The organism is Mycobacterium sp. Soil_C_30 (assembly GCF_057656995.1).
This window is the reverse complement of sequence record NZ_JBDGJH010000002.1, coordinates 546781-555758: the sequence shown is the minus strand read 5'-3', so window position 1 is coordinate 555758 and position 8978 is coordinate 546781. Positions and strand designations below refer to the sequence as shown.

The 8978-nt window shown below is 68.1% G+C and carries 10 protein-coding genes; 3 read left to right on the top strand and 7 right to left on the bottom strand.

From position 1 onward, the window contains the following. The 4 genes from AC3A6P_RS05655 to rimP form a co-directional block, all read right to left on the bottom strand. A partial coding sequence (locus AC3A6P_RS05655) for a translation initiation factor IF-2 N-terminal domain-containing protein (RefSeq protein WP_487689348.1) occupies positions 1-321 on the bottom strand: 321 nt, incomplete at its 3' end. 89 nt (positions 322-410) lie between these two features. Beyond that, positions 411-662 (bottom strand): DUF448 domain-containing protein, encoded by a 252-nt coding sequence (locus AC3A6P_RS05650; RefSeq protein WP_487689346.1) that lies wholly within the window; start codon positions 660-662, stop codon positions 411-413. Positions 663-862: 200 nt separating this feature from the next. Further along, a complete protein-coding gene (gene nusA / locus AC3A6P_RS05645) occupies positions 863-1906 on the bottom strand; it encodes a transcription termination factor NusA (protein WP_487689344.1) in 1044 nt (347 codons plus the stop codon). Continuing rightward, positions 1903-2481: a ribosome maturation factor RimP gene (rimP, locus tag AC3A6P_RS05640; RefSeq protein ID WP_487689343.1), complete on the bottom strand. Its 579-nt coding sequence runs from the start codon at positions 2479-2481 to the stop codon at positions 1903-1905. Before rimP ends, nusA begins: the two co-directional genes overlap by 4 nt. Positions 2482-2623: 142 nt before the next feature. On the opposite strand from rimP, the gene AC3A6P_RS05635 reads away from it, so the two are divergent. Then, a complete protein-coding gene (locus tag AC3A6P_RS05635) occupies positions 2624-3184 on the top strand; it encodes a hypothetical protein (RefSeq protein ID WP_487689341.1) in 561 nt (186 codons plus the stop codon). Continuing rightward, the gene (locus AC3A6P_RS05630) at positions 3181-3660 is read left to right on the top strand and encodes a ferritin-like domain-containing protein (RefSeq protein WP_487689339.1); all 480 of its coding nucleotides are present in this window, start codon (positions 3181-3183) and stop codon (positions 3658-3660) included. The genes AC3A6P_RS05635 and AC3A6P_RS05630 overlap by 4 nt, the downstream gene beginning before the upstream one ends. Here AC3A6P_RS05630 and AC3A6P_RS05625 read toward each other — a convergent pair whose 3' ends face one another. Both AC3A6P_RS05625 and AC3A6P_RS05620 read right to left on the bottom strand, forming a co-directional pair. Next, positions 3661-5418 (bottom strand): proline--tRNA ligase, encoded by a 1758-nt coding sequence (locus AC3A6P_RS05625; RefSeq protein WP_487689337.1) that lies wholly within the window; start codon positions 5416-5418, stop codon positions 3661-3663. Between the two features lie 145 nt (positions 5419-5563). Continuing rightward, positions 5564-6241, bottom strand: coding sequence for a VOC family protein (locus AC3A6P_RS05620; RefSeq protein ID WP_487689335.1), 678 nt, complete (start codon positions 6239-6241; stop codon positions 5564-5566). A gap of 235 nt (positions 6242-6476) precedes the next feature. Here AC3A6P_RS05620 and AC3A6P_RS05615 point away from each other — a divergent pair, with 235 nt between their 5' ends. Then, on the top strand, positions 6477-7361 hold the full coding sequence (locus AC3A6P_RS05615) for an alpha/beta fold hydrolase (RefSeq protein ID WP_487689333.1): 885 nt from the start codon (positions 6477-6479) through the stop codon (positions 7359-7361). On the opposite strand, the gene AC3A6P_RS05610 is transcribed toward AC3A6P_RS05615, so the two are convergent. Then, positions 7362-8939, bottom strand: coding sequence for an MFS transporter (locus AC3A6P_RS05610; protein WP_487689331.1), 1578 nt, complete (start codon positions 8937-8939; stop codon positions 7362-7364). Positions 8940-8978 lie beyond the last annotated feature (39 nt).

The following is an 8978-nucleotide window of genomic DNA, read 5'->3' as shown; positions in this document are numbered from 1 at the left end:
CGCCGCGGGCTTGGGGGCACTGGGCCGCGGACCGGGCACCGGAGAAGCGGTGGCGACACCGCCGTTGGACGGGGTGCTGCCCGAACCGCTGGAAGCGGCCGGCGACGGCCGGCCGTTGGCGGCAGCCGGCCTGGGCGCGCCGCCGCGGTCGGCGGACTTACCGCCGCCGAAAGATTCACGAAGACGTCGGGCGACGGGCGCTTCGACCGTCGACGACGCTGATTTGACGAACTCGCCCTGTTCGCTCAATCGGGCGAGAACCTGCTTACTGGTGACACCGAGTTCCTTGGCCAACTCGTGCACGCGGGCCTTACCTGCCACTACATCTCCTGTCTGGAGGCGACAGCGGTGGGTGGCGCCGCGCCTCGGGTTTAGCTATGACGCATGGTCATCGGGACTTCACGGTGTGCTCATGTTCTTCGCTGCCTGTTCTGTTGCCGTGGCGGATCGGGGACGTCAGCACCGGGAACGGCACCGACGTACTCGACCACCGCGGAGGTGTCCGGTGGACGGGTGATGCGCAACGCTCGGGCGAATGCTCGCCGCCGAATCGCTGCGTCTACACACTGCGGATCGGGATGCAACCACGCACCCCGCCCCGGAAGGTTACCGGCGGTGTCAACGATCACGGCGTCTCCGCCATTCCCGTCCGACCCCGCCACTACTCGAAGCAGTACGACGGCCAACTCTCGCTTCCGACATCCGACACACGTCCGCACCGGGCCTTTGTCACTCTTGGCAAGCGACTCCGGTGCGTTCCGGGTGTCGTTTCCGGAAGTCTCGCGCTGGATCACGGCTCAGTCTACCGTCACCACGCGCCCGTTCTAAATCCGCCGGGCAACGTGGCGGCGCAGCGGAAATATCAGTGCTCGTGCGGCGCTCCGTGCGAGTGACGTGGACCGGTGTGACCGTCGGTGTCCGGGGCCGCGTCGCTGCGGATATCGATGCGCCAGCCGGTCAGTCGGGCGGCCAACCGGGCGTTCTGGCCTTCCTTGCCGATCGCCAGCGAGAGCTGGAAGTCGGGGACCACAACCCGGGCGGCGCGGGTGTTGGCGTCGATGACCGACACCGAGACCACCTTCGCCGGAGACAGCGCGTTGGCAACGAACCGGGCGGGGTCGTCGTCGAAGTCGATGATGTCGATCTTCTCCCCCGACAGTTCGCTCATCACATTGCGCACCCGCTGGCCCATCGGGCCGATACAGGCCCCCTTGGCGTTGAGGCCGGGCAACCGGGACGCCACCGCGATCTTCGAACGGTGCCCCGCCTCGCGGGCCACCGCCACGATCTCCACGGATCCGTCCGCGATCTCGGGCACCTCGAGGGAGAACAGCTTGCGGACCAGGTTCGGGTGGGTGCGGGACAACCGGATCTGTGGCTCCCGCACACCGCGGGTCACCCCGAGGACGAAGCAGCGCAGCCGGTCCCCGTGTTCGTAGCGCTCGCCGGGTACCTGCTCGGAGGCGGGAATGACGCCCTCGGAGTACTTGGTCTCGCTGCCCATCCGCAACACCACCTCGCCCCGGGCGTTGGCGCGGGCGTCGCGCTGGATGACGCCGGCGACGATATCGCCTTCCCGCGCCGAGAATTCGCCGTAGATCTTCTCGTTCTCGGCGTCGCGGAACCGCTGCAGCATCACCTGGCGGGCCGTCGTCGCCGCGACGCGGCCGAAACCTTCGGGGGTGTCGTCCCACTCGCTGATGACCCGGCCATCGGCGTCGTGTTCACGCGCCATGACCTTGACTTCACCGGTCTTGCGGTCGATCTCGATGGTCGCGTCGGAGGAATGTCCCTCGGTGTGCCGGTACGCCGTCAGCAGGGCCGACTTGATGGTCTCCAGCAGCTCCCCTGCGGGTATGCCCCTGTCGACTTCGATGGCGTGCAGAGCTGCCATATCGATGTTCATGTTCCGGCCTCCGTTCCGGCGGCTCCGGCGTCCGTGCCGACCTGGCCCACCAAGTCCAGCTCACGCTGGCTCGGCGGTGAAAAATCAACTTGCACAACAGCTTTGGTCACATCATTGAGCGCTACCTCGCGCACCGCCCAGGTGCTCGCCCCCTTGCTGCCCTTGGGCACCACCAGCTGCAGGACCGCGGTGCCGGTCCCGGTGGCGACGCCCGCTATCCGGCCGGTGAGCCGTTCACCGCCGCCGAGCTGCACTTCGACCCTGCGTCCGTGGGCGCGCCGGAAGTGTTTCTCGGTGGTCAGGGGCCGCTCGACTCCGGGTGAGCTGACCTCCAGGACGTACGGCTCGGCTGCCTCGGGCAGGGTGTCGAGCAGCTGAGACGCGATACGCGACAGTTCGGCCACGGTGTCGAGATCAAGTGGGTTGTCACCGTCGGCGACCACCACGATCCGAGCGGGACGCGTTGCCGCCTCCACCCGCACATCCTCGATTTCGTAACCGGCACGCACGAATTCATCTTCGAGTAGCTCGATCACCTGGGGCGGTGAGGGCAGTCCCCTGGACCGCTCAGTCACGGCGAGCTCCTCATCTTGAGTTGTCCGGTCATGGTTTCGTCTTCGTTCGACGCCCCGTGGTGGTCGCGCCGAACCCAGCCATCCACGATACGCCAGGAAAACTGCGAAGAACCCCAAAAGGCCACGCGGGAACGGGGACGTCATGGGATGGCAGGATGAGCCTGTGCTCGGCGTCGTTCACCCCGTCAACGGGACATTCCGCAGGCGGGACGTGCTGGTGGGAGCCGGTCGCGGCGCGCTCGGGCTGGCGCTTGTGGCGTTGACCACCTCAGCCTGCGCCAGTGAGCCACCCCCCGATGTCGAGGAGCTGCGGGCTCAACTCGCGCTGGCCAACAGCGACAGCGAGCTGGCCCGCGCCGCCGCCCCGGCCGCACCCCGCGCCGTGGTCCCGGCACTGACCCAAATCGCAAGCGAGCGGGCCCGGCACGCCCAGGCACTGGCCGACGAGATCTCCCGCACCCTGGGCACCCTGGTTCCGGTGACGCCGACGAGTACGGCGTCCGAGACGCCGTCGAGCACCCCGGCTCCGACGCGCCCGCCGTCGATCGACGACGTGGTGGCCGCATTGCGGACGGCCGCCGACAGCGCGGCCGCATACGCCGCGCGCGAATCGGGGTACCGAGCCGGCCTGCTGGGGTCGATCGCCGCGTCGTGTACGGCCGCATACACCGTGGCACTGCCCGCGCAGAGGCCGGCGCAGTGACGTCCGCCGAACCCACGCCCTCAACTGACCCCGCCCGCCCGGCCGCGCCCGCGGCCGCCGCGCTGTACGACGCGCTGACCACCGAGCACGCGACCATCTACGGCTACGGCATCGTCTCCGCGCATTCGACGCCGGAGGACAACTGGCTGGTGGCCCAAGCGATCGCCCGGCACCGCGAACAACGCGAGGCGCTGCTGGCCATGCTGGCCGCGCAGTCGGTGGACCCGCCGTTGGCGGCCCCCGGCTACCAGCTGCCGTCGGTGGTCAACGACCCGAGCGAGGCCGCGGGCCTGGCGCTACAGATGGAGAACGACGCAGCCGTGGCCTGGCGCGCCGTCCTCGAGCAGGCCACCAGCCAATCGGACCGCGAATACGCGGTGAAGGCGCTGACACACAGCGCCGTCCTGGCGGGCCGCTGGCAGAAGGTGCTCGGCGTGTGGCCTGTCACCGAGGCGTTTCCGGGCGGCCCCGAGTGATCAGGCGCTGAGCGCGGCGGCGATGTCGGTCGCTGCCGACTCGACGGGCACCTCGCGGGTCTCTCCGCTGAACCGGTTCCGCAGCTCCACCACTCCGTTGGCCCACCCGCGGCCCACGACCACCACCCACGGCATGCCGAGCAGTTCGGCGTCCTTGAACTTGACCCCGGGCGAGGCGGTCCGGTCGTCCAGCAGTACCTCCAGACCCAGCCGGTCCAGTGCGGTGGCGAGCTCTTCTGCTCCGGTCCGCGCCTCGGCGTCCTTGTTGGCGATCACCAGATGCAGGTCGAAAGGCGCGATCGACGCCGGCCAACGTAGACCGAGCTGATCATGCTGCTGTTCGGCGACCACGGCGACCAGGCGGGAGACACCGATGCCGTAAGAGCCCATGGTGAGGCGCACGGGTTTACCGTCCTCGCCCAGAACGTCGGCGGCGAAGGCCTCGGTGTACTTGCGGCCCAGCTGGAAGATGTGACCTATCTCGATGCCACGCGCCGACACCAGCGGTCCGGCACCGTCCGGTGACGGGTCGCCATCGCGTACCTCGGCGGCCTCGATGGTGCCGTCGGGTATGAAGTCGCGGCCCGCGACCATGCCGACGATGTGCCTGTTGGGCGCGTCGGCACCGGTGATCCACGCCGTGCCGTCCACGATGCGCGGGTCCACTAGGAATCGAATCCCGTTGTCCAGCAACGCTTTCGGACCGACATAACCTTTCACCAGGAAGGGATGCTTGGCGAAGTCGGCGTCGTCGAGCAGCGCGTACTCGGCAGGTTCCAGCGCCGCGCCCAGCCGCTTCTCGTCGACGTCGCGGTCACCGGGCACACCGACGCCCAGCAGCTCCCAGTCGCCGCCGGGCTGACGGGTCTTGAGCAGGACGTTCTTCAAGGTGTCCGCGGCGGTCACCTGGCGACCCTCGAACTGGGGCAGGTTGGCGCTGTTCGCCCAGTCGACCAAGGTGGCGATGGTGGGCGCGTCCGGGGTGTCATGCACCACCGCGTCGGGCTGGCCGTCGAGGGGAAGCGCCGCCGGCACCTGCGTGATGACGGCCTCGACATTGGCCGCGTAGCCGGACTCCAGGCACCGGACGAAAGTGTCCTCGCCGACCTCACTCTCGGCGAGGAATTCCTCGGATGCGCTGCCGCCCATGGCGCCCGATACCGCGGACACGATGACATAGCGCACGTCGAGCCGGGCGAAGATCTTCTGGTACGCCTCACGGTGTGCGTGGTAGGCGTTCTTCAGGCCGTCGTCGTCGACGTCGAAGGAGTACGAGTCCTTCATCAGGAACTCACGGCCGCGCAAGATGCCGGCCCGCGGGCGGGCCTCGTCGCGGTACTTGTTCTGGATCTGGAAGAGGATCAGCGGGAAGTCCTTGTAGGAGCTGTACTCCCCTTTGACGGTGAGGGTGAACAGCTCCTCGTGGGTGGGTCCGAGCAGGTAGTCGTTCTTCCGACGGTCCTTGACGCGGAACAGGTTGTCGCCGTACTCGGTCCACCGGTTGGTGGTTTCGTACGGCGCCCGCGGCAGCAGGGCGGGGAACAGGATCTCTTGCCCGCCGATGTGCGCCATCTCCTCGCGGATGACCTTCTCGATCTTGCGCAGCACCCGCAGCCCCAGCGGCAACCAGCTGTACAGGCCGGGCCCCACGGGTCGGACGTAGCCGGCGCGGATGAGCAACTTGTGGCTGGGGACCTCGGCGTCGGCCGGGTCGTCACGAAGGGTTCGAAGAAACAGCTCCGACATGCGGGTGATCACAGCGGGCAAGCCTAGCCGCACGCCGATGCGGGGCGAGGCACGAGCCCAGCTGAGAAGTGCGGCAATCCGGCCCCGCCGCACGCCGATGCGGGGCGAGGCACGAGCCCAGCTGAGAAGTGCGGCAATTGCACCCCGCCATGCAGGTTCAGTCCCGACCCTGCCAGGTGCAGATGCAGGCCTCGTTGCCTTCGGGATCCGCCAGCACCCACCACGCAGGTGCCGCGCTGTCGTTGACGAGCGTGCCGCCGGCAGCCAGGGCAGCGTCGATGCGGGCCGCTGCCAGCTCGGGTGCCACGTCGACGTCGAGGTGGATGCGGTTGCGTTGCGGGCGCGGGGTGTCCATCTGCTGGAACCAGATCGCCGGGCCGCGGCGCAGCGGGTCCAGGAGCGCACCCTCGGGCAGGTCCGGGGCGGCCGGTTCGTCGACATAGCCGGTGACGGCCTGCCAGAACGGCCTGATCGCGGCGATGTCGAGGGCGTCGATGGCGATCTCGACGGCCTGTGGCACGGCCGACGCGTCTCCGGGCTGGGTGTCCACCGCAGCGCTGATGCGTTCGGCAGTGAGGATGTCGCGGCCGGTCACGGCACCCGTCGTCCGGGTGTGCAGACGCAGTACCACACGGTCATCGTGCAGGTCGGCCGTCAAGTGTCCCGCACCGTCGACCCCCGCCGCGTCGACCGCGGCACGGGCGGTGTCCACCGCAGCGCTCAGCGATCGCACCGGCACATGGGTGATCAGAACGCCGAGGATCAGCCGCCACCCCAGCGGATCGGTGAGCTGCGAGATCTGGCCTCGGGTCGGTGTCGCGTCCGGGCCGATCATGCTGCGAGGCGAGAATCGAGGTTATCCACAGGAGTTGTGCACAGGTGTGGAGAACTTACATCCATGTGATTTCTCCGCCAGAGTCGTCCTGTGCGCCGTGACGGGGCGCACAGGTTCGGCATTGAGGTGACTTCTACCCCAACGCGGATCCCGCCAAACACATTCCGTAGAGAGGTTTATTCGGCCGCCATGTGCCGCGGTTTGGGCGCCGGCGCAGCCGGGGAAAGGCCAACAGGTGACATCCGACAGTTTTGCCGCTCCCCGTCACCGGCGTGTTCAGGTCGCGGGTACAGACACCTTCTACCGGGAAGCCGGCCCACCGGACGGCGACGTCATGCTGCTCCCCCACGGCTACCCGTGTTCGTCGTACGCCTTCCGCCACCTGTTGCCCGCGCTGGGTGACCACTGGCGGCTGGTGGCCCCTGATCTGCCTGGCTTCGGCTACACCGGCACACCGTCGCCACACGATTTCGGTTACACCTTCGGTGCGTACGCCCAGTTCCTGCAGCAGTTCGCCGAAACCCTGGACCTACAGCGTTACGTACTCTGGCTCCACGATTACGGCTCCCAGTTCGGACTACAGCTGGCGATGGCGGCGCCCGAGCGCGTCGCGGGCCTGATCCTCCAGAACGGCGACATCTACCCCGATGCGTTCGGACCCAAGTACGACTTCTTGAAGCAAGCCTGGAGTAACCCGGGTCCGCAAGCGCGGCGCACGATCGCCGAGCATGTGACGCTGGAGGGCTTCAAGAGTGAATTCGTCGGTGAGCTGCCTGCCCAGCTGGCCGACCGGATCAGCCCCGACCTGTGGACGCTGCACTGGTCGCTGATGTCGACGCCGGAACGGGTGGCCAACCTGATCCGGCTGCTGGAGGATCAACCCTCCACGCTGGCGTGGATGCCCGGCGAGCAGGCCTACCTGCGGCAGCACACGCCACCGACGCTGATCGTGTGGGGCGCCAACGACGGGTACATGCCGGAGCGCTCCGCGCGTGCGTACCTGGCTGACCTCCCCGAGGCCGAGCTGCACGTCTTCGACGGCGGGCACTGGCTGCTGGAGACGCACTTGGGCGAGGTGGTGCCGCTGGTGCGGGATTTCCTGGCCCGGGTGTACGGCTGACTACAGCTCGCCGGCGTCGATCGCGTCCTTGACTTCCTGGGCGTGAGCGACCTGCTTGGCGGTGTAGCCGATGAACAGCGCGGCGCCACCCACCAGGACCGCAACGGCGGCCACCCACAGCAGGCCGTAGGTGTAGCCGGCGTCGAGGGCGTTCAGCTGCGCCTCGTTCATGTCCTTCACCGGCCCGGTGGTACCACCGAGGTAGAGGGTGCGTGAGGTGATGACCGCCTGAATGATGGCCAGTACCACGGGCCCGCCGAGATTCTGCAGCATCAGCGCGATGGCCGAGACGGGGCCGATCTGGTCGAAGCCCACACCGGCGATCGCCGAGACCGTCAGCGGCACCACGATCATGCCGATACCGAAACCCCCGACCGTGATCGGCAGGACCAGGTTCGGGAAGTACGGGATATCGCCGGTGAGGGTCGACCCGTAGAGCATCGCCGCGAGCACCAGGATGCCGCCGCCGATGACCAACACCCGCGGCGGGAACTTCGACACCAGCACCGAGGACAGGCCCAGGCCGATACCCAGCGCAATCACGAACGGGATGAAGCCGATGCCGGCCTTCAGGGCGCTGTAACCCATGATGTCCTGCACGTACAGGCCGATCAACACCGTCAGCGTGAACATCACGCCGCCGGCCAGGAACACCGCGTAGAAGGTGGCCACCCGGTTGCGGTCCCGGAACAGCGCAAAGGGCACGACCGGGTTCTCTGCGGTGCGCTCGACGTAGACGAAAGCGACGAACGCGAGCACCGCGACGACGCCCGATCCGATGGTGAGCGGGGTGAGCCAGCCGTTCTCCGGGCCTTGGGTGAAGCCGAACACCGCGGCCGTGCAGCCGAGGGTGGCCAGCAGGGCACCGGCGGCGTCGAGCTTCATGCGCTCTTTGTTGGTCTCGCGCAGCGTGGTGTAGGCGAGGTACAGCATCAACAGCCCGATCGGCACGTTCACCAGGAAGGCCAACCGCCAGGACACCTCGGTGAGTGCACCGCCGACCACCAGACCCATCACCGAGCCGACGCCGGTCATGGCGGCGAACACGGCGGTGGCGGCGTTGCGGGCGGGGCCCTTGGGGAAGGTGGTGGCCACCAGCGCCAGGCCGGTCGGTGAGGCGATGGCCGCGCCGACACCCTGCAGCAGCCGGGCGACCACGAGAGTGCCCTCGCTCCAGGCGATCCCACACAGGATCGAGGCGATGGTGAACAGTGCGACACCGACGATGAAGGTGCGCTTACGGCCGATGGTGTCGCCGAGGCGACCACCCAGCAGCATCAGCCCGCCGAAGGTCAGCACGTACGCGGTGATCACCCAGCTGCGGCCGGCGTCGGACAGGCCGAGTTCGTCCTGGATCTGCGGCAGCGCGACGATGGCGATGGTGCTGTCCATGGTGGCCAGCAGCTGCATGCCGCCGATGGCGATCACTGCGTAGATGAAACGTCGCGACGGCAGCCAGCTCGGGATCTTGCTCGTTCGCTGGACCGGCGATTGCTCCACCTTCACCGGCAGCGCGCGGTCCGAGCCGGCAGCGCGTGCTTCCGCGTGTGCCCGCTCGGCGTCGTTGAGAGCCGTCATACCGAGCTACCCTACAGTAATCTTAAGAGTTGTTTAAAG

Bases quoted from the DNA above. Each gene is read 5' to 3' on its own strand.
- AC3A6P_RS05620 (WP_487689335.1), bottom strand. From the start codon at position 6,241: ATGATCGGCCCGGACGCGACACCGACCCGAGGCCAGATCTCGCAGCTC.
- AC3A6P_RS05610 (WP_487689331.1), bottom strand. From the start codon at position 8,939: ATGACGGCTCTCAACGACGCCGAGCGGGCACACGCGGAAGCACGCGCT.
- nusA (WP_487689344.1), bottom strand. From the start codon at position 1,906: ATGAACATCGATATGGCAGCTCTGCACGCCATCGAAGTCGACAGGGGC.
- AC3A6P_RS05635 (WP_487689341.1), top strand. From the start codon at position 2,624: ATGGGATGGCAGGATGAGCCTGTGCTCGGCGTCGTTCACCCCGTCAAC.